27 protein-coding genes are annotated in these 25,103 nt (G+C 63.1%); 10 read left to right on the top strand and 17 right to left on the bottom strand.

The annotated features are described in order from the left end of the window. Window positions 1-37 precede the first annotated feature (37 nt). From ACODSP_RS06070 to ACODSP_RS06050, 5 genes are all read right to left on the bottom strand, one after another. Complete coding sequence (locus tag ACODSP_RS06070) at window positions 38-307, bottom strand: hypothetical protein (RefSeq protein ID WP_488964728.1); 270 nt, start codon at window positions 305-307, stop codon at window positions 38-40. Between the two features lie 134 nt (window positions 308-441). Next, on the bottom strand, window positions 442-738 hold the full coding sequence (locus ACODSP_RS06065; RefSeq protein WP_488964727.1) for a hypothetical protein: 297 nt from the start codon (window positions 736-738) through the stop codon (window positions 442-444). Window positions 739-976: 238 nt separating this feature from the next. Continuing rightward, entirely contained in the window at window positions 977-1,981 is a 1,005-nt protein-coding gene (gene cobS, locus ACODSP_RS06060; protein ID WP_488964726.1) for a cobaltochelatase subunit CobS, read from the bottom strand. A gap of 36 nt (window positions 1,982-2,017) precedes the next feature. Next, window positions 2,018-2,620: a J domain-containing protein gene (locus ACODSP_RS06055; RefSeq protein ID WP_488964725.1), complete on the bottom strand. Its 603-nt coding sequence runs from the start codon at window positions 2,618-2,620 to the stop codon at window positions 2,018-2,020. A 114-nt stretch (window positions 2,621-2,734) separates the two neighbouring features. Next, the gene (locus ACODSP_RS06050) at window positions 2,735-3,667 is read right to left on the bottom strand and encodes a DMT family transporter (protein WP_488964724.1); all 933 of its coding nucleotides are present in this window, start codon (window positions 3,665-3,667) and stop codon (window positions 2,735-2,737) included. Window positions 3,668-3,733: 66 nt separating this feature from the next. Here ACODSP_RS06050 and ACODSP_RS06045 point away from each other — a divergent pair, with 66 nt between their 5' ends. From ACODSP_RS06045 to ACODSP_RS06035, 3 genes are all read left to right on the top strand, one after another. Next, on the top strand, window positions 3,734-4,021 hold the full coding sequence (locus tag ACODSP_RS06045) for a BolA family protein (protein WP_488964723.1): 288 nt from the start codon (window positions 3,734-3,736) through the stop codon (window positions 4,019-4,021). 130 nt (window positions 4,022-4,151) lie between these two features. Then, window positions 4,152-4,670, top strand: a complete 519-nt coding sequence (locus ACODSP_RS06040) for a hypothetical protein (RefSeq protein WP_488964722.1) — start codon at window positions 4,152-4,154, stop codon at window positions 4,668-4,670. 126 nt (window positions 4,671-4,796) lie between these two features. Beyond that, the gene (locus ACODSP_RS06035; protein WP_488964721.1) at window positions 4,797-7,655 is read left to right on the top strand and encodes a [protein-PII] uridylyltransferase; all 2,859 of its coding nucleotides are present in this window, start codon (window positions 4,797-4,799) and stop codon (window positions 7,653-7,655) included. Window positions 7,656-7,775: 120 nt separating this feature from the next. On the opposite strand, the gene trpS is transcribed toward ACODSP_RS06035, so the two are convergent. The 4 genes from trpS to dnaK form a co-directional block, all read right to left on the bottom strand. Then, window positions 7,776-8,777, bottom strand: coding sequence for a tryptophan--tRNA ligase (gene trpS, locus ACODSP_RS06030; protein ID WP_488964720.1), 1,002 nt, complete (start codon window positions 8,775-8,777; stop codon window positions 7,776-7,778). 76 nt (window positions 8,778-8,853) lie between these two features. After that, window positions 8,854-10,419: a murein biosynthesis integral membrane protein MurJ gene (gene murJ / locus ACODSP_RS06025; RefSeq protein ID WP_488964719.1), complete on the bottom strand. Its 1,566-nt coding sequence runs from the start codon at window positions 10,417-10,419 to the stop codon at window positions 8,854-8,856. Between the two features lie 111 nt (window positions 10,420-10,530). Beyond that, a complete protein-coding gene (gene dnaJ / locus ACODSP_RS06020; RefSeq protein WP_488964718.1) occupies window positions 10,531-11,676 on the bottom strand; it encodes a molecular chaperone DnaJ in 1,146 nt (381 codons plus the stop codon). A 233-nt stretch (window positions 11,677-11,909) separates the two neighbouring features. After that, a complete protein-coding gene (dnaK, locus tag ACODSP_RS06015; protein WP_488964717.1) occupies window positions 11,910-13,838 on the bottom strand; it encodes a molecular chaperone DnaK in 1,929 nt (642 codons plus the stop codon). A 502-nt stretch (window positions 13,839-14,340) separates the two neighbouring features. On the opposite strand from dnaK, the gene ACODSP_RS06010 reads away from it, so the two are divergent. Both ACODSP_RS06010 and ACODSP_RS06005 read left to right on the top strand, forming a co-directional pair. Continuing rightward, a complete protein-coding gene (locus ACODSP_RS06010) occupies window positions 14,341-14,583 on the top strand; it encodes a hypothetical protein (RefSeq protein WP_488964716.1) in 243 nt (80 codons plus the stop codon). A 102-nt stretch (window positions 14,584-14,685) separates the two neighbouring features. Then, window positions 14,686-15,504, top strand: a complete 819-nt coding sequence (locus tag ACODSP_RS06005; protein WP_488964715.1) for an arylamine N-acetyltransferase family protein — start codon at window positions 14,686-14,688, stop codon at window positions 15,502-15,504. 65 nt (window positions 15,505-15,569) lie between these two features. Here the strand turns inward: ACODSP_RS06005 and ACODSP_RS06000 are convergent, their stop codons facing one another. Then, window positions 15,570-16,787 (bottom strand): argininosuccinate synthase, encoded by a 1,218-nt coding sequence (locus ACODSP_RS06000; RefSeq protein WP_054168156.1) that lies wholly within the window; start codon window positions 16,785-16,787, stop codon window positions 15,570-15,572. 185 nt (window positions 16,788-16,972) lie between these two features. Between ACODSP_RS06000 and ACODSP_RS05995 the strand changes: the two genes are divergently transcribed. Both ACODSP_RS05995 and ACODSP_RS05990 read left to right on the top strand, forming a co-directional pair. Next, entirely contained in the window at window positions 16,973-17,230 is a 258-nt protein-coding gene (locus tag ACODSP_RS05995) for a hypothetical protein (protein WP_488964714.1), read from the top strand. A gap of 112 nt (window positions 17,231-17,342) precedes the next feature. Further along, a complete protein-coding gene (locus ACODSP_RS05990) occupies window positions 17,343-18,353 on the top strand; it encodes a sensor histidine kinase (protein ID WP_488964713.1) in 1,011 nt (336 codons plus the stop codon). Here ACODSP_RS05990 and ACODSP_RS05985 read toward each other — a convergent pair. The 4 genes from ACODSP_RS05985 to ACODSP_RS05970 form a co-directional block, all read right to left on the bottom strand. Beyond that, window positions 18,343-19,125, bottom strand: a complete 783-nt coding sequence (locus ACODSP_RS05985) for a glycerophosphodiester phosphodiesterase family protein (RefSeq protein WP_488964712.1) — start codon at window positions 19,123-19,125, stop codon at window positions 18,343-18,345. The two genes, ACODSP_RS05990 and ACODSP_RS05985, sit on opposite strands and share 11 nt — an antisense overlap. Continuing rightward, complete coding sequence (locus tag ACODSP_RS05980) at window positions 19,122-19,355, bottom strand: hypothetical protein (protein WP_488964711.1); 234 nt, start codon at window positions 19,353-19,355, stop codon at window positions 19,122-19,124. Before ACODSP_RS05980 ends, ACODSP_RS05985 begins: the two co-directional genes overlap by 4 nt. A gap of 3 nt (window positions 19,356-19,358) precedes the next feature. Then, entirely contained in the window at window positions 19,359-19,646 is a 288-nt protein-coding gene (locus ACODSP_RS05975; protein WP_488964710.1) for a hypothetical protein, read from the bottom strand. A gap of 159 nt (window positions 19,647-19,805) precedes the next feature. After that, window positions 19,806-21,068: a porin gene (locus ACODSP_RS05970; protein ID WP_488964709.1), complete on the bottom strand. Its 1,263-nt coding sequence runs from the start codon at window positions 21,066-21,068 to the stop codon at window positions 19,806-19,808. A gap of 415 nt (window positions 21,069-21,483) precedes the next feature. Between ACODSP_RS05970 and purB the strand changes: the two genes are divergently transcribed. From purB to ACODSP_RS05955, 3 genes are all read left to right on the top strand, one after another. After that, window positions 21,484-22,779, top strand: coding sequence for an adenylosuccinate lyase (purB, locus tag ACODSP_RS05965; RefSeq protein WP_488964708.1), 1,296 nt, complete (start codon window positions 21,484-21,486; stop codon window positions 22,777-22,779). Between the two features lie 489 nt (window positions 22,780-23,268). Beyond that, window positions 23,269-23,421, top strand: coding sequence for a hypothetical protein (locus ACODSP_RS05960; RefSeq protein ID WP_156344585.1), 153 nt, complete (start codon window positions 23,269-23,271; stop codon window positions 23,419-23,421). A gap of 48 nt (window positions 23,422-23,469) precedes the next feature. Further along, a complete protein-coding gene (locus ACODSP_RS05955; protein ID WP_156344586.1) occupies window positions 23,470-23,622 on the top strand; it encodes a hypothetical protein in 153 nt (50 codons plus the stop codon). A 43-nt stretch (window positions 23,623-23,665) separates the two neighbouring features. Here ACODSP_RS05955 and ACODSP_RS05950 read toward each other — a convergent pair whose 3' ends face one another. From ACODSP_RS05950 to ACODSP_RS05940, 3 genes are all read right to left on the bottom strand, one after another. Further along, entirely contained in the window at window positions 23,666-23,911 is a 246-nt protein-coding gene (locus tag ACODSP_RS05950; RefSeq protein WP_488964707.1) for a hypothetical protein, read from the bottom strand. A 4-nt stretch (window positions 23,912-23,915) separates the two neighbouring features. Next, window positions 23,916-24,374 carry a Fur family transcriptional regulator gene (locus ACODSP_RS05945; protein WP_054168009.1) on the bottom strand — a complete coding sequence of 153 codons (459 nt, stop codon included), beginning with the start codon at window positions 24,372-24,374 and terminating at the stop codon, window positions 23,916-23,918. A gap of 106 nt (window positions 24,375-24,480) precedes the next feature. Continuing rightward, entirely contained in the window at window positions 24,481-24,855 is a 375-nt protein-coding gene (locus ACODSP_RS05940; protein WP_488964706.1) for a helix-turn-helix domain-containing protein, read from the bottom strand. Between the last annotated feature and the right edge of the window lie 248 nt (window positions 24,856-25,103).

Below are 25,103 nucleotides of genomic sequence, written 5' to 3'. Positions count from 1 at the left end.
GCCTATCCGTCCCGCTCATGCCGGACGGGAGAACGGGTTATTTAGGCGTCTTTGAGGCCGCGTCGTTGCGCTGCATCTGCTCGGTCTCCGCCCGCTGCTGGCGGTAGAACTCATCCCATTCCGCCTTGGTGCGGCACACCTTCTTGGCGGCGAGACGGCTTCCCGTCTCCTTTTCCTTCTTGCAGATTTGCTTGTCGGCTTCCGATGCGGTCGCTGCCGCCTGCCCGCTGCCCGACTGAGCCTGGGCGACAAAGGCCGTTGCGGCCGTAAGGGCCACGGCCAGAACAAAGGATACAGAACCGCGCATGTGCTTCCTCCCCTGTTGATGGATTTGCCCAGGCCCGGCCATGTCATGCAAGATGGACAACGACGGGGGCGGCGTACCGCCCCTGCCGTCGATACGGGCCGCCCCATCGCGGCCCGCCATCGCGCGACATGCGATCAGCCCTTGGGCGTCTTGTTCGCCATATCGTTACGCTGCATCTGCTCCGTCTCGGCGCGCTGCAGACGATAGAATTCGTCCCACTCTGCCTTGGTGCGGCAGACCTTCTTCTTGGCCAGACGGGTGCCCGTCGGCTTTTCGCCCTTGCAGATTTCCTTATCGGCATCATCGGCAGCAGCAGCGCCAGCAGCAGCCGGGGTATCACCCGCCGGTGCAGCCTGGGCCATGGCAATACCGGCCACGAACGGCTGAGCGGCCAACATCAGTGCGGCCACCCCCAATCCAAACTTCTTCATCGTCGCATTCTCCAAAGTAACAATACATGCCCCAAGACATACAATAACGGATATTTGATGCGCGGGCAATTGCCGCGCCGCAACCAATCGATAATACGAAAGGCAGAGTTGAAAAGCCTTCTAGATAGATTGAATGTTAAACATGTTAATTCATTGCAGTTTTGCAAATAAATAGCTGAATGAAAAAGGCGGCCACATCGTTGATGCAGCCGCCTTGTAAATCTTCAGAGGTTTATGCTTAGACGAGCGTGCCTTTGAATGCACCCATCGGCAATTCCTGGCCGAAGCAGCGCTGATAATATTCCGCAACGGTGGCGCGCTCGACCTCGTCACACTTGTTCAGGAAGGAAACACGGAAGGCAAAACCAACATCGCCGCCGAAAATCGCCGTGTTCTGGGCCCAGGTGATCACGGTACGCGGGCTCATCACCGTCGAAATGTCACCGGCGATAAAGCCGCTGCGGGTCATTTCGGCCAGACGGACCATGGCGGCCACGGTGCCGCGCCGTTCGTCCGTGTCGTAATCCGGCACCTTGGCCAGGATGATCCGCACCTCGTCCGCATGCGGCAGGTAATTCAGGGTCGCCACGATGTTCCAGCGGTCCATCTGGCCCTGGTTGATCTGCTGGGTACCATGATAAAGGCCGGTCGTATCGCCCAGGCCGACCGTGTTGGCGGTGGCGAACAGGCGGAAGGCCGGGTGCGGGCGGATGACCTTGTTCTGGTCCAGCAGGGTCAGCTTGCCTTCCAGTTCCAGCACGCGCTGGATCACGAACATCACGTCGGGGCGACCGGCATCATATTCGTCGAAGACCACAGCACAGGCATGCTGCAAGGCCCAGGGCAGGATACCTTCGCGATATTCCGTCACCTGCTTGCCATCACGCAGGACGATGGCGTCCTTGCCGATCAGGTCGATACGGCTGATATGGCTGTCCAGGTTGACGCGGATGCAGGGCCAGTTCAGCCGGGCCGCAACCTGTTCGATATGGGTCGACTTGCCGGTGCCGTGATAGCCCTGGATCATGACGCGGCGGTTGTAGGCGAAGCCGGCCAGGATGGCCATCGTCGTCTCGCGGTCGAAGCGATAGGCCTTGTCCCGCTCCGGCACATGTTCCGTGGCAACGGAAAAGGCCGGGACACGCATGTCACTGTCGATGCCGAAAACCTCGCGCACGGACACGGTGATGTCGGGCAGTTCGGGATGGGTGGCCGTGCTGTTGGAAACCATGTCGGGTGCCATTCTTGCGCTGCTTCTGATCTCTGATGCCGGGGTCTGTCAGGCCTGGTCGGGCTGTTGTCCGCCAAAGGCGGCTTTCAGGGTTGTGTAGGCCTGATTGATGGATTTCAAGCGTTCTTCCGCCTCTTTCGCCCCGCCATTGGCATCGGGGTGATATTGTTTGGCGAGCTGGCGGTAGCGGGCTTTGATGGTGGCGAAATCCGCATCGGGCGGAAGATCCAGCGCCATCAGCGCCTCTTCCTCCGCCGTGCGAGGCTTCGGACGCGGGGCGTTGCGGCGGGTTTCGCCTTCCTCCCCCGACCAGTCGGCGCCAAAGGCGAAACCGCCATTGAACACCTTGTCGCGGGTGCGCCGCTCATGCGTGCGCCAGTCGCCCATGGGCCAGGAAGGGCGTTGCCAGGTCGTATCCTGGCGCACATGACGCTCAATCTCGTCCTGGGTCATGCCGGCATAGAAGTCCCACGACTTATTGTAGTCGCGGACATGATCCAGGCAAAACCAGTAATATTCGTTCAGCTTGTCCCGGCCCTTGGGTGCCCGATGCTCCCCCGCTTCCCGGCAGCCGGGATGATCGCACGCGCGCAGGTGAGCGCGCGGTGCCTCCCGGTAGTCAAAGGAAAGATTGGGCCGGTTCTTCTGCATAGCCGGCAGAGTATGGGTGGCAAGCTTGACGCTGACAAGGACGCCGATAAGGCGCGTTCCCGGTTGCGCGTCTGCCTGCCATGCAGTCGCACCGGGCTTGACGAGGCGAAAAGCCTATGCCCGCCGCTCCGACAGGGCCACCAGCACCAGCCCCCCACCGATCAGGCCCAACCCCGCCAAATTGGTCATGGTCAGGGGCTCCCGCAGCCACAGGGAGGAGGAGAGAAGCCCCACCACCGGCACGCCCAGGACCGACAGCGAGGTGGTGATGGCCGGCAGCGCCCGGTTGACCGTGACCATGGCCCAAAAACAAAAGGCGGTGGCGATGGGACCATTATAGATCAGCAGCACCACCAGCTGTCCCGACCAGTCGATATGCGACTGATCCTCCGTCACCAGGGCAGCGATGGTGGCCACCGACGCCGCCAGCATCATCTGCCAGGGCGCCAATTGCAGCGGCGTGCCGACCCAGCGGTGGCGGCGCACATGCACGATGTTGCAGGCCCAAATCAGGGCCGCCAGCATCAGCAAGCCATTGCCCAGCAGCACGGGCCGCTGTGTCCAGTCAAAAGCCGCCGGATTGAACAGCACCGCCACCCCGGACAGGCCGACCAGCAGCCCGCCGGCCTTGGCCCAGCCCACCTTTTCCTTCAGGAAGATCAGGGCCAGCGGCACCACCCAGAGCGGGGTGGTATAGGCCAGGATGCCGGCCCGGCCCGCCGGCACATATTGGACCGCGATGGTGACCAGCAGGGTGAACACCCCCATCTGCAACCCACCCACCGACAGGATCACGGGCAGATCGGCCCTGGACGGCAGGCGCAGTTGCCGCAGGGCGGCGGTGAAGATCAGCAGCGAGACAGCGCCCAGCAGCAGGCGCGAGGCGACGAAGCTGATGGGCGGCATATGGCCCACCACCTGCTTCATGACAGGCCAGTTCACACCCCAGAGCAGGATAACCAGCACCAGCAGGGTAACGGCCATGGGCCGCGTCACCAGTTGGGCTTTCTTCGTCGCCGCCGGCGTCGGCGGGCTGGTATCCGGCATGATGATCCACTACCTGTTGGCCATGTCCCACCCCTGACATGGGCCGAACCGGCCCTGGATATGAGAATGGCAATCTATGCGACCCGCATGCGGGACAAGCTGACAGAGGCTCTAAACCCGCAAGGCCTGACCATCAAGGATGTCTCGCACCATCATGCCGGCCATGCGGGCGCCGACCAGCCGGGCGGCGAAACCCATTTCGATGTGGTCATCATCTCGGACCAGTTCGAGGGGCTGGGGCGCGTGGCACGTCAGCGTCTGGTGTATGGCGCCGTGTCGGCAGAACTGGCCGAACGGGTGCACGCCTTGTCGATCCAGGCCCTGACGCCGCAGGAAGCGGCACGTCAAGCGTAGGCCAGGTCCCAGTAGCGCGACCATAAATATCCGCAGCGCGACCAGCCGCCGCAGGGTATGTTGCATTGCAACATGACACTCTGTACCCTGCTTTGGCGGGGGTACCTCCCCTGTCTGATGAAGGGGACGGATGATGACGCGTGAGACCCCGACACCCTTGGCCGCCCGTGGGGCGGAGGTCGCGGCCGAACTGACGGCGACGGCCATGGTCCTGGGTGAGACCATGTGGGCAGCGCAGCAAACCATCGGTCTGCGTGCCGTCCGGCTGGCCGCTGCCGGCTTTGATCCTGCGCGCCTGCAGGACCCCGAATTCACCACCATGGTCTGGGAAAAGCTGGATGCCGCGCTGGAAGCCCAGCGCGCCCTGGCATCCGGCCTGTGGGCCTTTTCCGATGTTTGGATGGAATGGCTGGCACAGCAGGTGACAGCCACGGCCCAGGCCGGAATGGAAATGGCGGCCCCGCCCGACCCCATCCGCTATGGCGGTGCCGCCAGCGATTATGTCGAGACCAGCTTGAATGCCGCGGAAATCGCCTGTGGCCGCATGGCGCTTGAGGCCTCGCGCCTGGGCGGGCGCGGCCTGGCCCCCTATCACCGCGCCACCAATGAGAATGCCCGCCGGCTGCTGAGTGCTGCCGGAGAGGGCTGAACGCACCTGACGCGATAAAATCATCATCGGGAGGGGGTTATGGGGCTGTTCGTATACGGAAGGCCCAAGCCTGGACGGATGTTTCGTGCCATACTGTCGCGCAGGGACAGTCCCGGAACCCGTGTGATGCCAGATACCATTCCCCCCGTCGCCCCCCGCAGCCCCGCCACCAGCGAGGGCGCATCCCGCCGCCCGGAAAGCGGGCGGCAGCCCCCCATCCCAGGTCGGACCAGCATCGTCAAGCGGCTGAATGCGCTGGCCGAGGCGCATGATGGCAGCATTGACAGGCTGCGCGGGCCGCTGCTGTCCCTGCTGAAAGAGATATTGGCCGAAGGCCGCACGGCCATCCGCAACCGGTTCGAGGCGTCGCATCGCGGCGATGACTGCGTCCACCAGACGGCGAAGCTGACCGACGGCATCGTGCAGGCGCTGGCCGATTTCACGCTGGACCATGTCTATCCCACCGCAGAACTGACCAAGGGTGAACGCCTGGCCATCGTCGCCATCGGCGGTTATGGCCGCGCCGAGATGGCGCCTTTCTCCGACGTCGATCTGCTGTTCCTGCTGCCCTATAAGCGCACGCCGCGCGTGGAGCAGGTGGTGGAATATATGCTCTACCTGCTCTGGGATCTGGGCTGGAAGGTGGGGCATGCGGTGCGGTCGGTAGATGAATGTATCCGCCTGTCGCTGGATGACATGACCATCCGCACCAGCCTGCTGGAAGCCCGCTTTCTGTGGGGCGAAAAGACCCTGTTCGATGAGCTGCGCCGGCGGTTCACCAAGGATGTGGTGGCCGCCAGCGGCAGCGTCACTGCCTTCATCGAAGCCAAGATGGGGGAGCGGAACGAGCGCCACCGCAAGGTCGGCGACAGCCGCTACATGCTGGAACCCAATCTCAAGGAGGGCAAGGGCGGGCTTCGCGACCTGCAGACCCTGTTCTGGATCGCCAAATACGCCTATCAGGTCGACGAGGTGGAGGGGCTGGTCGCCAAGGGCGTGCTGACGCCGGAGGAGGCGCAGCGTTTCGCCAAGGCCGAAAGTTTCATGTGGGCCGCCCGCTGCCAGCTGCATTACCTGACAGGCCGCCAGGAAGACCGACTGACCTTCGACCTGCAGACGGAAATGTCGCGGCGTCTGGGCTATACCGAACATGCCGGCAAGAACGCGGTTGAGCGCTTCATGAAGCATTACTTCATGATCGCCAAGGATGTGGGCGACCTGACCCGCATCTTCTGTGCCACGCTGGAACAGGAGAGCAAGCGCGCCCCGCGCTTCGCCTTCCTGCGCAAGCGGTTCCAGCGCGGGGCCGATTTCAACGGCTTCACCCTGGATGCCGGTCGACTGAACGTGAAATCCGAGCGGCATTTCAAGGATCAGCCCATCGACATGATCCGCCTGTTCCATGTGGCGCAGGAAAATGACCTGGATATCCATCCCAACGCCCTGCGCGCCATCACCCGCGCCCTGTCCAGCATCGGGGCGAAGCTGCGGGAGGAGGACGAGGCCAACCGCCTGTTCCTGGAAATCCTGTCATCGAAGAAGGACCCGGAGGTCGCGCTGCGCCGCATGAACGAGGCGGGCGTGCTGGGCCGGTTCGTGCCGGATTTCGGGCGCATCGTGGGCATGATGCAATTCGACATGTACCACCATTTCACGGTGGATGAGCATACGCTGTTCGCGGTCGGCATCCTGCATCAGGTGGAGAAAGGCGCCCTGACCGAAGAGGTGCCGCTGGCATCGGAGGTCATCCACACCGTCTCGTCGCGCCGTGCGCTGTATGTCGCCATGCTGGTGCATGACATCGCCAAGGGGCGCGGCGGCGACCATTCCATCCTGGGTGCCAAGGTCGCCGAAAAACTCTGTCCCCGCCTGGGCATGACGGAGGAAGAGACGGAAACCGTGGTCTGGCTGGTGCGCTGGCATCTGGCCATGTCCGACACCGCCTTCAAGCGCGACCTGGATGATGAGAATACCATCACCAAATTTGTCGATCTGGTGAAGTCGCCGGAACGGTTGAAGCTGCTGCTCTGTCTGACGGTAGCGGATATCCGGGCCGTGGGGCCGGGCCGCTGGAACGGCTGGAAGGCCACCTTGCTGCGTCAGCTTTACCGCCGCAGCGAGGAGCGGATGTCGGGTCTTGTGGGAACGGAGGGCCGCGACAGCCGCGTGGCCGCCGCCCAGACAGCCCTGCGCGCGCAGTTGGCCGACTGGCCCGCCGCCGATATCGATGCCCATCTGGCGCGCGCCTATCCTGGCTATTGGCTGTCGCTGAACATCCCGACCCTTGCCCACCATGCCCGTCTGATCCGGGAGGCGGAGCGCACAAAGGCCCCGTTGACGCTGGATACGCGTATCGACCGGGGGCGCGTGGTGACGGAGGTGACGGTCTATACCGCCGACCATCCGGGCCTGTTCTCAAGGCTTGCCGGCGCTTTGGCGCTGGCCGGGGCCGACATCATGGATGCCCGCATCTTCACCATGACCAATGGCATGGCGCTGGACGTGTTCACGGTGCAGGCCGCTGGCGGCGGATCGTTCGACAGCGGGGACAAGCTGGCCCGGCTGTCGGTGATGGTAGACAAGGTTCTGGCCGGTGAATTGCGGCTGGCCGACGAACTGGACCGCCGCCGCCCGCCGCAGACGGCCCGCTCCCGCGCCTTCAAGGTGCCGCCGCGCGTTCTGGTCGACAATACGGTAACCGGCAATCACACGGTGATCGAGGTGAATGGCCGCGATCGTCCCGGCCTGCTCTACCTGCTGACCCGCACCCTGACCCAGGCGAATTTGCAGATCGCGTCGGCCAAGATCTCCACCTATGGCAACGTCGCCATCGACGTTTTCTATGTGAAGGACGTCTTCGGCCTGAAGGTCACGCATGAACGCAAGCTGGCCGAAATCCGCCATGCGCTTCTGAACGCCCTGACCGAACCGGAGGGAGAGCCGGAACCGGCTAAGGCGACGAAGGTGAAGAAGAAGGCGGCGTAGGGGTTGGGAACGGGTTTCCCCGCGGATTACGGCTTGCGCCTAATCCGCGCTACGCGTCACCAAACGGACAGTCCGTAGCGTGGATTAGCGAAGCGTAATCCGCGGAAACCCCATCGCCGCTTAAAACCGCACCAGCCCCACCAGATCCTTCACCTCATTCACCGTCCGCGCGGCGATTTCACCGGCGCGGTCGGCACCCTTCTTCAGAAGCCGGTCCAGTTCCGCCTTGTCGCCCAGCAGGCGGTTCATTTCGCCGGCGATGGGGGCCAGCTTGGCGACCGACAGGTCGGCGAGCGCACCCTTGAAGGCGCTGAACTGCTGCCCGCCGAACTGGGCCAGCACGGCGGCGCGCGTCGTGTCCGACAAGGCGGCATAGATGGTGACCAGATTATTGGCCTCGGGCCGCGCCTCCAACTCCTCCACACTATAGGGAAGGTCGAGCGGGTCGGTCTTGGCCTTGCGGATTTTCAGGGCGATGGTGTCGGCATCGTCGGTCAGGTTGATGCGGCTATACTCGCTCTCATCCGACTTCGACATTTTCTTGGTACCGTCGCGCAGGCTCATCACCCGCGTCGCCTCGCCCAGGATCTGCGGTTCCGGCAGCGGGAAGAAGCCATCTTCCTTGTAATAACGGTTGAAGGCGCCGGCAATGTCGCGGGCCAGTTCCAGATGCTGCTTCTGATCCTCGCCCACCGGCACATGCGTGGCCTTGTACAGCAGGATGTCGGCGGCCATCAGCACGGGATAGGCATAGAGGCCCAGGACGGCATTGTCCTTCTGCTTGCCTGCCTTTTCCTTGAACTGGGTCATGCGGTTCAGCCAGCCGAGCGGCGTGTGGCAGGCCAGGATCCAGTTCAGTTCAGCATGGCCGGACACCGACGACTGGTTGAACAGGATGTTCTTGTCCGGGTCGATCCCCGCCGCGATGTAGGCGGCCGCCACCTCGCGGATATTATTGCGCAGGGTTTCGGGATCATGATCGATGGTCATGGCGTGCAGATCGACGACGCAGAAGATGGCGTCCATGTCGTTCTGCAGCTTCACCCAGTTCTTCAGCGCGCCGAGATAATTGCCGAGGTGGAGCTGGCGGGTCGGCTGCATGCCGGAAAAGATAAGGCTCATCGCTTGAGGTCTCTATCGGTCGCTTGTGGAAGGCGAAATGCCGGGCCGTCTGTATCGCGCGGGCGTGCGGCCTGGGTCAAGCGGCGGGCGTGTTGCCGCCCCGGCGCAGCAGTCCCTTGATCTCCGACAGGCGTGTGGCGCCCAGCAGAAAACAGAGCGCGAAATAGGTCAGTGATGCACCGGCAATCACGGCCACCAGGGCGCTGATCCGTTCCAGCGCCGCACCCACGAACAGCGATTTCGCCAGCAGTTCCGTCAACCCGATGCCCGCCAGCGCCAGGCCCAGGGCCGCCAGCGCCATGCGCCACAGCCGGCTTTTCAGCCGGGCATCCAGCGCCAGCAGACCCCGGCGGCGCAACCCGATGGCCAACAGCACGACATTCAGCCAGGCCGTCAGACCCGGCGCCAGGGCCAGCCCGACATGGCCCAGCGGTTCGATCAAAGCCAGCGAGACCAGAACATTGCCGATCAGCACCACGATGGCGATGCGCACCGGCCCCTTCGTATCCTGCTTGGCGAAATAGGCGGAGGACAGGATCTTGGCCACAATGAAGGCCGGGATGCCGATGGCAAAGGCCTGCAGCGCCGCCGCCGTGGCCGTCGCATCCGCCGCCGTGAAGGCCCCACCCTTGAACAGCACATGCACCAGCGGGGCGGGAATGGTCAGCAGGGCCACGGTCGCCGGCAGGCCGAACAGGGCCGCGAATTCCAGGCCCCGGCACAGGCTGGCCTTCACCCCGTCATGGTCGCCGGCCACCATCTGCCGTGACAGCAGCGGCAGCAGGGCCGTGCCCACCGCCACCCCGATCACCGACATGGGCAGCTGGTTCAGGCGGTCGGCATATTGCAGATGCGACACCGCCCCCGTGGGCAGCCAGGAGGCAAGGTTGGTGCCGACCAGCAGGTTGAACTGATAGACGCCGGCCCCCAGGATGCCGGGTGCCAGCAGGGCGAATAGCTTCTTGACGCGCGGCGTCAGGCGCGGACGGCGCAGGGTCAGCCCCATGCCGGCGCGGCGCGCGGCCAGGATCATCCAGAGCATCTGCGCCAGGCCCGCCACGGGCACGCCATAGGCCAGCATCCAATGTGGCCCGATGCCCAGCGGCCCCGACAGCAGCAGACCCGTGATCTGCACGATATTCAGCAGCACCGGTGCCGCCGCGAACGGCCCGAACCGGCCCACGGCATTGAGGATAGACCCAAACAAGGCCGTGATGGAAATCAGCGCCAGATAGGGAAAGGTGATGTGGGAAAGCGAGATAGCGAGCTTGAACTGCGCGGGATCATCATGGAATCCCGTGGCCAGGATCGCCACCACCCAGGGCATGGCAAGGGCCATGATGATTGAGAAAATCATCAAGATGGCGACCATGACGGACAGGGCCTCTTCGGCCAGCCCCCTGGCCGCATCCTTGCCTTCCTTCTCCATCGCCCCGGCAAAGAGCGGCAGGAAGGCCGCCGTGAAGGCGCCTTCGGCAAACAAGGAGCGGAACAGGTTGGGCAGGCGGAAGGCCACGAAGAAGGCATCGGCCTCCATGCCCGCCCCCAGAAACCGGGCCTGCAGCATGTCGCGCACAAAGCCCAGCACGCGGCTGACCATGGTGATGCCGCCGACAGTGGCGATGGCGCGGGCGAAGCTCATGAAGAGGTCCGGTAATTCGTAGAGCGGATTAGCGACAGCGTAATCCGCGGAGCAACGGTGACGGTGTACCGCGGATTACGGCTGCCGCCTAATCCGCTCTACGATGACGGATCAATCCTTCAAATCTGCAAAGAACTCTTTCACCTTGGCGAAAAAGCCCTCCGACTCGGGATTCTGGCCATTTTCCGATGCGTCCTTTTCGAATTCGCGCAGCAGTTCCTGCTGGCGCTTCGTCAGGTTCACGGGCGTTTCGACCATGACATTGATGTACATGTCGCCGCGCTGCGGGCTGCGCAGGACGCTCATGCCCTTGGCCTTCAGGCGGAACTGATGGCCCGTCTGGGTGCCGGCGGGGACATTCACCTTGGCCCGGCTGCCATCGATGGTCGGCACCTCGATGGTCCCGCCCAGCGCCGCCGTGGTCATGGGAATGGGCACCCGGCAATGCAGATTGGCCCCGTCACGCTGGAAGAAGCGGTGGGCCGCGATCGACAGGAAGATATAGAGATCGCCCGGCGTGCCGCCGCGCAATCCCGCCTCGCCCTCGCCGGCCAGACGGATACGGGTACCATCCTCCACGCCCGGCGGGATGGAGACCTGAAGGGTCTTTTCCTTGCGCACCCGGCCCTGGCCGCCGCAATGACGGCACGGGTCCTTGATGACGCGGCCCGCCCCATTACAGGTCGGGCAGGAGCGTTCGATGGTGAAGAAGCCCTGCTGGGCCCGCACCTTGCCCGCCCCGTTACAGGTGCCGCAACTGGTGGGGCTGCTGCCTGCCTCCGCCCCGGACCCGCCGCAGGGATCGCACATCACGCTGGTCGGCACGCGCACCTGGGTGGCGGAGCCCTTGAAGGCATCCTCCAGGCTGATTTCCAGATTGTAGCGCAGGTCATTGCCGCGATTGTTGGTCTGGCCGCCGCGCCCGCCGCGACCCATGAACTCCCCAAACATCTCGTCAAAGATGTCGGCGAAGCCGCCACCGAAATCGAAGCCGCCGGCAGCCCCGCCCGCACCCGGACGCCCGCCGCCGCCTTCAAAGGCAGCATGGCCGAACCGGTCATAGGCGGCGCGCTTCTGCTCGTCCTTCAGACAATCATAGGCTTCGTTGATTTCCTTGAACTTCTGCTCGGCCGTTTTGTCACCCTGATTGCGGTCGGGGTGATACTGCATGGCCAGCTTGCGATAGGCCTTTTTCAGGTCGTCGGCGCTGGCGTTTTTCGGGGCGCCGAGAACTTCGTAATAGTCACGCTTCGACATGGTGGCCTCTGTCCCTTCGCATCCGGTCCGGCCCCCTGCCTTGGGGGCCACCGGACCTGAAGCCAATCGTCACAATTCCGTGCCGGTTCCCGTCAAGCAACAAGCCCGGCACCAGTTTTCCTGGGCCGGGCCTGTCGGGGTTCGCTGTCGCTCACCCACGACCTACGAACGGTCATCACCCGTAGGTCGGGGTGAGCGGTCGCGAACCCCGACGAACACCGGCTGCGCGGGTATCAGTTCTTCTTGCGGTCGTCGACTTCCTCGAAATCGGCGTCCACCACCTTCTCACCACCGGCATTGTCATCATCGCCGGCGTTGGAGGCGGAAGCAGAAGCGCCGTCAGCAGCGCCACCCTCCTGACCGGCCTTGTACAGGGCCTCGCCGATCTTCATGCTGGCCTGGGCCAGGGCATCGGTCTTGGCCTTGATGGCCGCCGGATCGTCACCGCCCATGGCCGACTTCAGATCGGCGATGGCAGCTTCGACGGCGGACTTGTCAGCGGCGGCGATCTTGTCCTCATTCTCCTTGAGGGTCCGCTCCGTGGAATGGATCAGACCGTCAGCGTGGTTCTTGGCTTCCACCAGTTCCTTGCGCTTCTTGTCGTCCGCCGCATGCTCCTCGGCGTCCTTCACCATCTTCTGGATGTCGCTGTCGGACAGACCGCCCGACGCCTGGATGCGGATCACCTGCTCCTTGCCGGTGGCCTTGTCCTTGGCGCCGACATTGACGATGCCGTTGGCGTCGATGTCGAAGGTCACCTCGATCTGCGGCACGCCGCGCGGGGCGGACGGAATGCCCATCAGGTCGAACTGGCCCAGCATCTTGTTATCCTGGGCCATCTCGCGCTCACCCTGGAACACACGGATGGTCACGGCGGACTGGTTGTCTTCCGCCGTTGAGAAGACCTGGGACTTCTTGGTCGGGATCGTCGTGTTGCGGTCGATCAGGCGGGTGAACACGCCACCCAGCGTTTCGATACCCAGCGACAGCGGCGTGACGTCCAGCAGCAGCACGTCCTTGACGTCGCCCTTCAGGACGCCGCCCTGGATCGCCGCACCGATGGCCACCACCTCGTCGGGGTTCACGCCACGGTTCGGCTCCTTGCCGAAAATCTGCTTCACGGTCTCGATGATCTTGGGCATGCGGGTCATACCGCCGACCAGGATCACCTCATCCACTTCCGACGCCTTCAGGCCGGCATCCTTCAGGGCCGACTGGCAGGGGCCGATGGTGCGGCGGACCAGATCTTCCACCAGGGCTTCCAGCTTGGCGCGGGTCAGCTTGATGTTCAGGTGCTTCGGGCCAGAGGCGTCAGCCGTGATGAAGGGCAGGTTGACTTCCGTCTGAACGGAGCTGGACAGCTCGATCTTGGCCTTTTCAGCGGCTTCCTTCAGGCGCTGCAGGGCCAGACGATCCTTCCGCAGGTCGATGCCCTGCTCCTTCTGGAACTCCTCGGCCAGATAATCGATGATCTTGCCGTCGAAATCCTCACCGCCCAGGAAGGTGTCGCCGTTCGTGGACTTCACCTCGAACACGCCGTCGCCGATCTCCAGGATCGACACGTCGAAGGTACCGCCGCCAAGGTCGTACACGGCGATGGTGCCCGCGCCCTTGCGCTCCATGCCATAGGCAAGGGCGGCGGCCGTCGGCTCGTTGATGATGCGCAGCACTTCCAGGCCGGCGATCTTGCCGGCATCCTTGGTGGCCTGACGCTGGCTGTCATTGAAATAGGCGGGAACCGTGATGACGGCCTGGGTGACCTTTTCACCCAGATAAGCCTCGGCGGTCTCCTTCATCTTCTGCAGGATGAAGGCGCTGACCTGGCTGGGGCTGTACTTGTCGCCCTGGGCCTCGACCCAGGCATCGCCATTGCCGCCCGACACGATCTTGTACGGGACCAGATTGGCGTCCTTCTTGGTCACCGGATCATCATAGCGGCGACCGATCAGGCGCTTGATGGCGAACAGAGTGTTGTCAGGGTTCGTGACGGCCTGGCGCTTCGCGGGCTGTCCCGTCAGCCGTTCACCACCTTGGGTGAAGGCGACCATGGACGGCGTGGTGCGCGCGCCTTCGGCATTCTCGATAACCTTGGCCTGCGTGCCTTCCATGACCGCCACGCAGGAATTCGTGGTGCCCAGATCGATACCGATAACCTTGCTCATGACGACCTCTCTTGTTCGGCAGACCGCCCGCAGCCCTAAGCACCGCGATATGGTCCCCATTGTTGATCTCCGGGACGGGCCACCGTCCTGGCGCACAGCAGATATAGGCAGGAGCGCCGAAGTCCGCAACTGTCCTGCCTTCGTAACGGCATTGACAATTTCGTCAAGGCAGCGATGCCGGAACCGCGCGATGCCAGGGGTGTCACGGGAGGGGCCAGAGCAATGCGTGTGCAGACATCGCCATCCTTCCCTTGGGAGTAAACATGTTCATATGACGTTTAAGTAACGCATACATCTCTATGGTTGCACTCACCATGTGGCAACCATTTTTGCTTGGGCGGCCAAGCAACTTTCTAAGTTATACTTATTACCGCTAAAAATTAATACGTTTATATCTATATTTCTTTATGGAAACGCTTTAGCATCGATTCCATTGGATAAGGATGGCTCTGCAACAGGGCCAGAAGCCGTCGACAGGGGGGCGGAACCGATGGACTGTTCAATGAACAATCAGGATTTGGTTGGGGACGAACCGGCGCCGGAAGTGGCGATGGCCATCAAGCGCTGCCTGGAAAGCCTGGTGCGCGATGCCCGCCGCAGCCAGATGGACGATCTGGCTGAATTCCTGGCCCTTGCCGCCCTGGCTGCGGACGACGCCGCCAAGGCCCGGCGCAAGGCCGCCGCAACGGCAGCCGCAGCAGCACCGAATGATCTGGCCCACCGCCGCGTTGCGGGTTCCTGCTGACCCTGCTGCTTCATGTTATGAGGACGCTTTCGGGCTGGTGGGGTCGGCCCGCTCTGGCTTAAGGGATGGATGCTTTCCCGCTTTGCCAGGATGCCGGCCACCATGTCCGACACTCATTCCGATCCGTTCGACCTTGAAGCCTACCTGGCCCGTATCGGCCATGACGGCCCGGCTTTTGCCGATCTGGCGACGTTGCGCGCCATCCATGTCGCCCATGCCAGCACGATTCCGTTCGAAAACCTGGATATCCAGATGGGCCTGCCCATCCGGCTGGAACCCGATGCCATCCTGGCCAAGCTGGTGGGGAAGCGGCGGGGCGGTTACTGCTTTGAACAGAACAGCCTGCTTGCCATGGCGCTGACAGCCATCGGGTTCGCTGTCACGCGGCGCGTGGCGCGGGTGCGGATGGGAGGTGATCCCGGCGGGCGCAGCCATTTGATGCTGCTGGTCACCATCGCTGGACAGGCCCATGTCTGCGATGTCGGGTTCGGCGGATCGTGTCTGGCCGAACCCCTGCCCCTGATTGCGGGTGAATATGACAGCGCCGGGGACCGCTGGCGCCTGCGTGCTTCCGACTGGTCACCGGGATGGGAACTGGAGGTCTGGCGCGATGGCGGCTGGTTCGGGCTTTACTGGTTCGGGCAGGAAGAGGTCGTGGAATACGACCTGATCTTCGGCAACCATTATACGTCCACCCACCCCGCCTCCCGTTTCGTGCAGAACCGGGTGGCCGCCCGCACCACCCTGACGGAGCGCCATACATTGCTGAACGGCCTCTACCGCCGACGGCTGCAGGGTGAATTGGTGGAAGAGATGCAGATCACGGACGAGGCGACGTTCCGCCACATCCTGGCCGACCGTTTCCTGATCGACCTACCCGAGGGTGCGGTCCTGAAACCGGTGGAAGGTATCGCACCATAAACAAAACCGCCCGCATCCGGAGGGGATGCGGGCGGTTTTTCACCTTCATCAAACCAAGAACCGTCTTACAGACCCTTGGCGATGCTGTTCAGGCGCAAGCGGAGCGCGTTCAGCTTGATGAAGCCTTCCGCGTCCTTCTGGTTATAGACGCTGTCAGCCTCGAACGTCACATAATCCAGGCGGTACAGGCTGTTCGGGCTCTTGCGGCCCACCACGCGGGCCGAACCCTTGAACAGCTTCAGCCGGACGACACCATTCACCCGCTGCTGGGTGCTGTCGATCAGGGCCTGCAGCGCCTCACGCTCCGGGCTGAACCAGAAGCCGTTATAGATCAGCTTGGCATAGCGCGGCATCAGCTCGTCCTTGAGGTGCAGCGCCTCGCGATCCAGCGTGATGCTCTCGATGCCGCGATGGGCAACCGACAGCAGGGTGCCGCCCGGCGTCTCATAAACGCCGCGAGACTTCATGCCGACATAGCGGTTTTCCACCAGATCCAGACGACCGATACCATGCTTGCCGGCCAGACGGTTCAGTTCGGTCAGCAGGGCGGCCGGGGTCAGGCGCACGCCATTGACGGCGACGGCGTCACCCTTCTCATACTCGATCTCGACATATTCGGCCTCGTCCGGCGCCTTTTCGGGCGCGACGGAGCGGGTGTACATGTCCTCGTCGGCTTCCACCCACGGATCTTCCAGGGCCTTACCTTCGTAGGAGATGTGCAGAAGGTTGGCATCCGTGCTGTACGGGGCCTCGCCGCGCTTGTCCTTGGCGATGGGGATCTGGTGCTTTTCGGCAAATTCCAGAAGCTGGGTGCGGCTGTTCAGGTCCCATTCGCGCCACGGTGCGATCACCGTCACGTCGGGCTTCAGTGCGTAATAGCCCAGCTCAAACCGGACCTGATCATTGCCCTTACCGGTGGCGCCATGGGCCACGGCGTCAGCACCGACCTGGCGGGCGATTTCGATCTGGCGCTTGGCGATCAGCGGACGGGCGATGGAGGTACCCAGCAGATAGGTGCCTTCATACAGCGTGTTGGCGCGGAACATCGGGAACACGAAGTCGCGCACGAATTCTTCACGCAGATCGTCGATGAAGATGTTTTCCGGCTTCACGCCCAGCAGCTCGGCCTTCTTGCGGGCGGGCTCCAGCTCTTCACCCTGGCCGAGATCGGCGGTGAAGGTCACGACCTCGCAAGCATAGGTCTCCTGCAGCCATTTCAGGATAACCGAGGTGTCGAGGCCGCCCGAATAGGCCAGCACGACTTTCTTCACGCCGCTCTTCATGGGTAATATCCGTTGCGGTAACAGGTTGAACCGGGCACGGAAGTTATCGGGGGCGATGGCACCTGTCCAGACCATGAGGCCCGCATCCGCATGGGGGCTGGCCGGCAACAGCGACAAACCCCATATCGCACCGGGTCACCTGTGACAAATGACGAGGGTGGAAGATGAGCCGCGGAGGCCTTTTGATGATCGTCTGCCTGTTGGCCATGCTGCTGGCGGCGGCGGTCGGCGGTGTCATGGCGTGGAACGCGATGGGCGGTGGCGGACCGGAACAGGGGATCAGCCTGCATGGATTTATCGCGCTAGGCCTTGGGATTCTGGGCTCCCTGGTGGTTGGCGGCGGGCTGATGGCGCTGGTCTTCTTCTCCAGCCGCAGCGGCCATGATGAGGCGGTGCATAAAGAGATGACGGAGCGGATGCCGCCCGATGGGGGGCAGCATTGATACTGTTCCCGCTGGTACCTGGGCCTCGCCGTTATGATTACCACCACGACGGCACCCCGGAATGTTGTTATGGTCCCGCGAGAAAATCACCGCTTGGCCAAGGCCGGTCCTGATGGCGCTCCTTCTCGCAATTGAAACCGGCAGACGTTCCCCGCTCTTCGCCTATGGTTTCGCGTTGCTGGCCTTCGGCATTGCCCTGGTGGTGCGCTGGACGACGGAGGCGGCCTTGCCGCCGGGATTTCCGTTTCTGACCTTCTTTCCCGCCGTTATCCTGACAGCCTTCTTTGCGGGCCTGTGGCCCGGCATCCTGGCGGCCGTTCTGTCAGCGCTGGCCGCCTGGTACTTCTTTATTCCGCCCGACGGGTTCGGGCTGGACGGGCCCAGCGCGCTGGCCCTGGGCTTCTTTGTCCTGATCGTCGCCATCGATATCGCCATCATCCATGTGATGAATATCGCGCTGGCACGGGTGCGGCAGGAACGGGCCCGCGCCAAAAAGGCAGAGCAGGAGGCCAGCGAACTGGCCGCCCACCGCGCCGTCCTGTTCGCAGAGCTGCAGCACCGCGTCTCCAACAATATCCAGATCGTCTCCGCCCTGCTGGCCCTGCAAAAGGCCGATGTCACGGATGAAAAGGCGCGCCGCGCCCTGACCGATGCCTCCACGCGGCTGGCCACCATCGGCAAGATCCAGCGCCGCCTGCACGACCCGGAGAACAGCCACGGCAATTTCGCCGGCTTCCTGTCGGAACTGGTGGAGGATGTCGCCCGTGCCGGCGCGCCCGCCGGCATCGAAGTGGCGGTGGATGCGACCGCCTTGCCCCTGCCGTCGGAAAAAATCATCCCCGCAGCCCTGGTGGTGGCCGAACTGGTCAGCAACAGCCTGGAACATGCGTTCGTGGACCGTCAGAAAGGATGGGTCAGGGTTGCGGCCCGGATGGCCGATGGCAACTGTGTCGAACTGTCGGTCACTGACGATGGCGGGGGCCTGCCCCCCGGTTTCGACGCGGCCACCGTGCCCAGCCTGGGCCTGCGTCTGGTGCGTTTGCTGACCCAGCAGTTGGGCGGTGATTTCCGGATGACGGACACAGGCACCGGTGCCGAGGCCCGGTTGCTGTTCAGCGTGTAAACTCGTCCGGCCACTGGCCCCGGCGGGACATGACGTCGCGCAGCAGTGTCGGGCGATCGGTAATGATGCCGTCCACACCCATATCCAGCAGGCGTTCCATCTCCGCCGCCTCGTCCACTGTCCAGACATGGACGCAAAGCCCGCGCGCGTGGGCCTCGCGGATCAGGCCGGGGGTGACCACGGTCAGCCCCTTGTGCCGTACGGGCACCTGCAGGCAGTGCGGGCCCGGCGGGGCCGGCAAGGGCACGCCATGGCCGGCGGCCCAGACCCGCGCCACTTCCCACGGACCGGCAGAAGAACAAAGGTCGCCCCCAAGGTCCGACCGCAGCCGTGCCAGACGGGAGCCGGAGAAGGACCCGACACAGACGCGATCCAACGCGTTGTGCCGGCGCAATGCCGTGACCAGCGCATGCGCCGCCGCATCGGATTTGGGATCGATATTGAGGCGCAGGTCCGGCCAGCTCTCCAGCACCTGATCCAGCAGCGGGATCGGTTCCCGACCCGCCACCCGCGCCTGTGATATGGCGGACCAGGGCAGATCGCCGATGCGGCCCTGGCCATCGGTCAGGCGTTCCAGAACGGGATCATGGAAGACGACCAGATGCCCGTCCCCCGTCACCTGTACATCGGTTTCGATATAGCGATAGCCAAGGTCGATGGCACGCGTGAAGGCGGCCAGACTATTTTCCGGCGCTTCAAGGCCGCCACCGCGATGGGCGAAGGGGATAGGACCGGGATGATCCAGATAGGGATGAAGGGACCTTGCCCTCATGGCTTCTGGTCAAGCCGGGGCCAGCGCAACAGCGCCACAATCCACAGCCCCACGGTCAGAAGCGGAAAGAACAGGAAGACCGCCATGGCCCAAAGCGGGTTGCGCCCCGTCTTGCCCAGGGCAATGCCCACCATGCAAACGGTCCAGGTAATGGTCAGCACGACCACAAGGATGGAAGCCCAGCCCGGCAGGAAGAACAGCATATCCACCAGATCGCCATAGCGCGGCATGGTTCAGCCCTCCCCCTTCGCGGCCTGTTCCTTGGCCCGTTGCCGCTTCAGTCTTTCACGCGGATGCAGTTTTTCCGGGCGCGGCGGCAGATGGGGCCAGGTCTTGAATGCAAGAAGGCTGGCAAACACGGCCCAGCCGAACAAAGGCAGCACCAGCCAGACGATCCAGGCCATGGGCAAACCCGCCCGCTGCATCAGGCGGCGTGCAGGCCAGAGAGCCGCCAGGGTCAGGGCCGCATGCACCACCAAGGCCAGCTGCCAGCCCCCCAATCCCGCCTCACCCGCTTCCATCGATCCAACCTTCAACAGACTTAAGACAGGGGACATAGCATGATTGGAACGGGGGTCAACAACGGATCGGCGCAAAGAAAGGCCCGGTTCCCGCACGGATCATGCGGAAACCGGGCCAAACCGCGACCGACCGGGCTGCGGTGACATCAACAGAAGAGATCAGAAGCGGACGCGCGCGCCCGAGATCAGGCCGTTGATATCCTTGAAGCTGGTGGTTGGCGTGTCATAGCTGTGATTGCGGAACATCAGATAGAAATCGGTGGAGAAAGCATCGACGGTCTGCACATAACCCACCGACCATGCCTTGGCGTCGCCGCCGGCCACCGCCAGATCCTTTTGAACCAGGTAATCGACCACAAAGGAGCTGTTGCCCAGCCCCGTCAGGTTGGCCAGATAGCCCAGCTTGCCGTACCAGAAGTCACTGTTGCGCGGGCCGATATCGCGAGTACCGGCAGCGGCGGTGATGTTGAAGCCGTTGGCAAACTTCACGGAGATGGAGCCGTTGGTCTGCGTATCGAAGCCGGTACGGGCATCATTGTCGGCGTAACCAACGGCAGCCACCACGTCCGTATCGCCGACCTTGCTGGTGTAACGTGCCGCGAAGTCAGTGGCGCCACCTTCAATGAAGCTGGTGGACAGCATGAAGCCACCAAAGCTCGGCGTGTCGTAACGAATACGGTCATCGCGGCTCAGGCCGTCGAAATTATTGAAGACGGTATTGATGTTCGGGCCATTCGCACGGGTCGCCTTGTTGCGGAACAGCACCCCGCCAAACAGCGAACCGACGTCAGTGTGGCTGATCAAGGTCGCCGTGCCGGACAAATCGACTTCCGAGGTGACGTTGGTGGCGGTGTCGCCCTGGCCGACCCAGATGCGACCGAAATTCTTATGCTGGACCCAGAACTCCATCTTGCGCTCATTGACGGAGAAGGCGCCCCCATCCGTGCCGAAGCCCGTGGCGCGGGAGGAGCCAGAACTGGTCTCGAACTCGATGTCGCTGCCAGCGGTCCAGTTATCGTCCAGCTTCGCCTGACCGGAAATCCGCAGGCGGGTCGATGCCTGGGCATTGTCCACAAACATGGTGTCCGTGTTGTAGCCGTCATCGGCATATTCGATCGCACGGCCAACCTGACCGGACAGGCTCAGCTTGAACTTACCATTGCCCGACTGCACGACCTGCGGTGCCTTGAAGGCGTCGGCGGATACCAGCGGCGCATCCTTGCTGGCCGGCGGACCGGCGGGCGTGCTGGGCGTCTTTTCCAGCTTGTCGATACGGGCCATCAGGGCCTGAACCTGCGCACGCAACGCCTCGACCTCGCTGGCCTGTGCCGGGGCCTGCTGGGCCATGGCGGAGGACGCGGAAACGGCGAACAGGGCGGCACCGGCCAGAAGGGCGGCGGATATCCGGGGTGACACTCTCATCAGCAAATCCTCCCATGGGCGGCCCCGTGGCGGGGCACTCGTTCATTGCATTTGGATGACGTATTCATGACGGGATGCTCCCGTCACGGGCAAAGATGTCGGGTACTTCACCAATCCGCGCAGGTCCGCGGCAATGTCATCGATGATGTGCTTTGCAAATGATTTGGGCCGATGATGGGGTCGACCCGATCAATATTGGCCAGCACATCAATACAGGCACAGAGTGGCGGGGTTTGTCACAAAACTGTAACCCCGACCTTTGTGTGGGGGTGGTGATCCTGATGCAGCGTGGCGCGGCTGCCACAGGTGGCGGGCATGGCACCCTGTCAGGCGCGGCACTGGTCAGGGCCGCCACTTGCCCTTATGGTCCGCCCCGCCTTTCCCGCCACCTTTCCACGCGCCAGGGCCGACCAACATGATCCCCCGCTACTCCCGCCCCGAAATGACCCGCATCTGGGACCCGGAGAACCGGTTCCGCATCTGGTTCGAGATTGAAGCCCATGCCTGCGACGCGCAGGCCAAGCTGGGCGTGATCCCGGCGGATGCCGCCAAGGCCGTGTGGGACCGCGGCGCCTGGGAGATTACCCGCATTGACGAGATCGAGCGCGAGACAAAGCATGACGTCATCGCCTTCCTGACCAATCTGGCCGAACATGTCGGGCCGGAGGCACGCTTCGTCCATCAGGGCATGACCAGCTCCGACGTGCTGGATACTTGTCTGGCGGTACAGATGACCCAGGCTGCCGACCTGCTGCTGGCTGACCTGGACAAGTTGCTGGACGCCCTGAAGCGCCGCGCGCTGGAACATAAGTACACGGCCACCATTGGCCGCAGCCACGGCATCCATGCCGAACCGACGACGTTCGGCGTGAAGCTGGCCGGCCACTACGCTGCCTTTGCCCGCAACAAGACGCGCCTGCTGGCCGCCCGGGCCGAGATTGCCACCTGCGCCATTTCGGGTGCCGTCGGCACATTCGCCAATATCGACCCGTTCGTGGAAGAATATGTGGCCGAAAAGCTGGGCCTGAGCGTGGAGCCGCATTCCACCCAGGTGATCCCGCGCGACCGCCATGCCATGTTCTTCGCGACCCTGGGCGTGATAGCCGCCAGCCTGGATAATCTGGCGACCGAAGTCCGCCACCTGCAGCGCTCCGAAGTGCGCGAGGCGGAGGAATATTTCTCGCCCGGCCAGAAGGGCAGCAGCGCGATGCCGCACAAGCGCAACCCGGTGCTGTCGGAGAACCTGTCGGGCCTGAGCCGTATCGTGCGCGGCTATGTCACCCCGGCGCTGGAGAATGTCACCCTGTGGCATGAGCGCGATATCTCGCACTCCTCCGTCGAGCGCATGATCGGCCCTGATGCCACCGTGACCTTGGATTTCGCCCTGGCGCGCGCCACCGGCATGATCGACAAGCTGGTGGTCTATCCGGAGAACCTGCAGAAGAACCTCGACATGCTGGGCGGCCTGCATAATTCGCAGCGCATGCTGCTGGCCCTGACACAGGCGGGGATGAGCCGCGAGGATTCCTATCGCGCGGTGCAGCGCAATGCCATGCCGGTCTGGCTGGAAGGCAAGGATTTCCGCACCATGCTGAAATCCGACGCCGAGGTGATGAAGCACCTGACGGAGGCCGCCATCGACGACGCCTTCGACCTGGGCTACCACACCAAGCATGTGGACACGATCTTCCGCCGCGTGTTTGGCGAGTGACCGGAGGCGCCGGCGGTAGACATGCCGGCAGCCTGACACTTCTGTAAGATTGAGGCCCCCGCACCACAGCAGTGCGGGGGCCTTTTTCTTGGGTTCAGGTTGCCGTGAACGATGGGGCCTGTCTTGAGATTCTGAGGGTGTTTCTTGCCATCCCTTTGAAATTCCCGAATTGCCTGGGGGGTGAAAGGCAGCGACCAGGAGCCCCCTGCCAATGCATGACAGGATTGCATCACGCCGTTCGGGCGATTGGGCGACACTGTTGGGGCAAACGTCCATTGGCGGACAGTCCGGCACCCGTCCCTGTTCATTTTCGGACAATCATCGCGATGAACCCGTCACCGATCCGCCATCATTTGGCTTCCTATGTCACTTTATAGCCAAATTTGCTCTCAATATGCCTGGATATTTTCCAGAATATGCCCAAATACCGGCTGGCACAGTCTTTGCTGATACAGGGTCATCGAAAGACACGAACCCACGGAGATGAAGATGACCAGCCTGACGAACCAGATCGAAGCCGCCGATGACAACATCGTGGAAAGCTTCTTCGCCTCGCTGCCGACCGCCGCCGACATGATCGAAGCGGTCGCCGTTCTGGCCATCGGCGCCCTGATGACGCTCAGCCTGCATGTGATGCTGTAAGCCGGCGACACCTTTCCCCCGACACTATCGAGATCAAGGAGAAGTTCCATGTCCGCCTATATCAACGCCGCCGCCCATGACGCTGACGAAGTCCTGTCCGGTTTCGGTGCCTTCCTAAAGGACGGTGTCAGCGCGATCGAAGCCGCCACGGTCCTGTCCGTCGCCGCCTTCATCGCCATGGTCCTGAATACGCTGCTCTGATACGCGGTTCAGGATCAGGAATTCATCGAAGTGTGACCCAGCCTCAGTGCCGGGTCTGGCCCAGAACCCAGGATCCGACGATGGCCGCACTTGATACGGCCTCCGCTTCCGGGTGGTGCCACTGATAGACCGCCATGGCGACATCCAGGCAATGCGTATCCGGCACACCACGCGACCGCATTTCGCGATAGGCGCGTGTGACGGCGGAATGGCAGCAATCGCCACTGCCCGCCGCCGGATGATCCGCACAGGGCTGGCCCAGAAATTCCTTGGGAATATCCCGGCCCATCGGGTCAGACCTTGGAGCCGTGGCCACCGGGAACATAGGTCCGCTCCACGATGGGACGGTCCTTGCGCACGCCATAAAGCTCCAGGCGATGGCCGATCAGGCGATAGCCCAGCTCGTCGGCGATCTTCTCCTTGATCTTCTCCAGCTCTTCGCTGGAAAACTCCACCACGTCGCCTGTCTGCACATCAATCAGATGGTGGTGATGTTCCTCGCGCGCCTCTTCATAGCGGGCGCGACCATCGCCGAAATCCAGCCGTTCGATGACATTGGCTTCCTCGAACAGGCGCATGGTGCGATAGACGGTGGCGATGGAGATATGCGGATCAATCTCCACGGCCCGCCGGTAAACCTGCTCCACATCCGGATGGTCTTGGCTGTCCGACAGCACGCGGCTGATGACGCGGCGCTGTTCAGTCATCTTCAGGCCCTTCTGGACGCAAAGCTGTTCGAGGCGGGATGGCATGTCCGTCGTCTCCGATCCGGTTCTCATGGCGAATGATCCGCCAACATATGGACCATCCCGCGCGCCAAGGCGAGGGGGATGGGCATACTCATTCGATAAATCCGCCTTATACCTGCGTCAAGGCCGCCTGTTCCCGGCCCAGCAGCCGCAGCAGCGCCAATAGCTGTGCAGGGGTCAGCCGCGCAATGTCGCGCGCCAGAAGGTTGGCGACCAGCGTATGGTCAGGTGTCAGGCCCGCCGTATCCACGGTGACACGGGGGTCGGAAAGGGTGGCCAGCCGTTCCACCTCCTCCGCCGCGTCCCAGATCAGCCCGAAATAGGTGCATATCTGGCGCAGCAGCATGGGTGACGGCAGGCCCTTATGCCCATGTTCCAGCGCAGACAGGTAGGCCGAGGAGATTTCAAGCTCATCCGCCATCTGTTTCAGGCTGACGCCCTTTTCGGCGCGAAGCTGGCGGACGCGGTTGCCAAATGGGGTCATGGGCACCGAACGGGGTCATGGGGGCAAGAGGCTTGCAGCATAGAGGCCCGTTGCCCCATGAGCAAAGCCCCGCCAGAACCACCCGCGATACGGGAAGAAAACAGGAACTGAATACACTTTTATGCTTGCCGATCCGGCGGCCCTGCCCCGAAATGAAATGGCGGACCGCAATCAAGCGATCCGCCATTCGGAGGGATGGACATGCGCAGTATGTCCCTTCTCCTGGTGTTCCGGTTACCGATCTGGCG

This window comes from Niveispirillum sp. FG156 (assembly GCF_057809555.1).
The sequence above is the reverse complement of the archived record's forward strand: the minus strand, read 5'-3'. Positions and strand labels throughout refer to the sequence as shown.

Coding starts and splice junctions, on each gene's coding strand:
- ACODSP_RS06000 (WP_054168156.1), bottom strand. CDS start 16,787: ATGAAGAGCGGCGTGAAGAAAGTCGTGCTGGCCTATTCGGGCGGCCTC.
- ACODSP_RS06065 (WP_488964727.1), bottom strand. CDS start 738: ATGAAGAAGTTTGGATTGGGGGTGGCCGCACTGATGTTGGCCGCTCAG.
- purB (WP_488964708.1), top strand. CDS start 21,484: ATGATCCCCCGCTACTCCCGCCCCGAAATGACCCGCATCTGGGACCCG.
- ACODSP_RS05985 (WP_488964712.1), bottom strand. CDS start 19,125: ATGAGGGCAAGGTCCCTTCATCCCTATCTGGATCATCCCGGTCCTATC.
- ACODSP_RS06005 (WP_488964715.1), top strand. CDS start 14,686: ATGTCCGACACTCATTCCGATCCGTTCGACCTTGAAGCCTACCTGGCC.
- ACODSP_RS06010 (WP_488964716.1), top strand. CDS start 14,341: ATGAACAATCAGGATTTGGTTGGGGACGAACCGGCGCCGGAAGTGGCG.
- murJ (WP_488964719.1), bottom strand. CDS start 10,419: ATGAGCTTCGCCCGCGCCATCGCCACTGTCGGCGGCATCACCATGGTC.
- ACODSP_RS06045 (WP_488964723.1), top strand. CDS start 3,734: ATGGCAATCTATGCGACCCGCATGCGGGACAAGCTGACAGAGGCTCTA.
- ACODSP_RS05960 (WP_156344585.1), top strand. CDS start 23,269: ATGACCAGCCTGACGAACCAGATCGAAGCCGCCGATGACAACATCGTG.
- ACODSP_RS06050 (WP_488964724.1), bottom strand. CDS start 3,667: ATGCCGGATACCAGCCCGCCGACGCCGGCGGCGACGAAGAAAGCCCAA.
- ACODSP_RS06070 (WP_488964728.1), bottom strand. CDS start 307: ATGCGCGGTTCTGTATCCTTTGTTCTGGCCGTGGCCCTTACGGCCGCA.
- ACODSP_RS06035 (WP_488964721.1), top strand. CDS start 4,797: ATGCCAGATACCATTCCCCCCGTCGCCCCCCGCAGCCCCGCCACCAGC.
- ACODSP_RS05975 (WP_488964710.1), bottom strand. CDS start 19,646: ATGGAAGCGGGTGAGGCGGGATTGGGGGGCTGGCAGCTGGCCTTGGTG.
- ACODSP_RS06040 (WP_488964722.1), top strand. CDS start 4,152: ATGATGACGCGTGAGACCCCGACACCCTTGGCCGCCCGTGGGGCGGAG.
- ACODSP_RS05955 (WP_156344586.1), top strand. CDS start 23,470: ATGTCCGCCTATATCAACGCCGCCGCCCATGACGCTGACGAAGTCCTG.
- ACODSP_RS05950 (WP_488964707.1), bottom strand. CDS start 23,911: ATGGGCCGGGATATTCCCAAGGAATTTCTGGGCCAGCCCTGTGCGGAT.
- cobS (WP_488964726.1), bottom strand. CDS start 1,981: ATGGCACCCGACATGGTTTCCAACAGCACGGCCACCCATCCCGAACTG.
- ACODSP_RS05995 (WP_488964714.1), top strand. CDS start 16,973: ATGATCGTCTGCCTGTTGGCCATGCTGCTGGCGGCGGCGGTCGGCGGT.
- ACODSP_RS05970 (WP_488964709.1), bottom strand. CDS start 21,068: ATGAGAGTGTCACCCCGGATATCCGCCGCCCTTCTGGCCGGTGCCGCC.
- ACODSP_RS05990 (WP_488964713.1), top strand. CDS start 17,343: ATGGCGCTCCTTCTCGCAATTGAAACCGGCAGACGTTCCCCGCTCTTC.
- trpS (WP_488964720.1), bottom strand. CDS start 8,777: ATGAGCCTTATCTTTTCCGGCATGCAGCCGACCCGCCAGCTCCACCTC.
- dnaK (WP_488964717.1), bottom strand. CDS start 13,838: ATGAGCAAGGTTATCGGTATCGATCTGGGCACCACGAATTCCTGCGTG.
- ACODSP_RS05980 (WP_488964711.1), bottom strand. CDS start 19,355: ATGCCGCGCTATGGCGATCTGGTGGATATGCTGTTCTTCCTGCCGGGC.
- ACODSP_RS05940 (WP_488964706.1), bottom strand. CDS start 24,855: ATGACCCCATTTGGCAACCGCGTCCGCCAGCTTCGCGCCGAAAAGGGC.
- dnaJ (WP_488964718.1), bottom strand. CDS start 11,676: ATGTCGAAGCGTGACTATTACGAAGTTCTCGGCGCCCCGAAAAACGCC.
- ACODSP_RS05945 (WP_054168009.1), bottom strand. CDS start 24,374: ATGCCATCCCGCCTCGAACAGCTTTGCGTCCAGAAGGGCCTGAAGATG.
- ACODSP_RS06055 (WP_488964725.1), bottom strand. CDS start 2,620: ATGCAGAAGAACCGGCCCAATCTTTCCTTTGACTACCGGGAGGCACCG.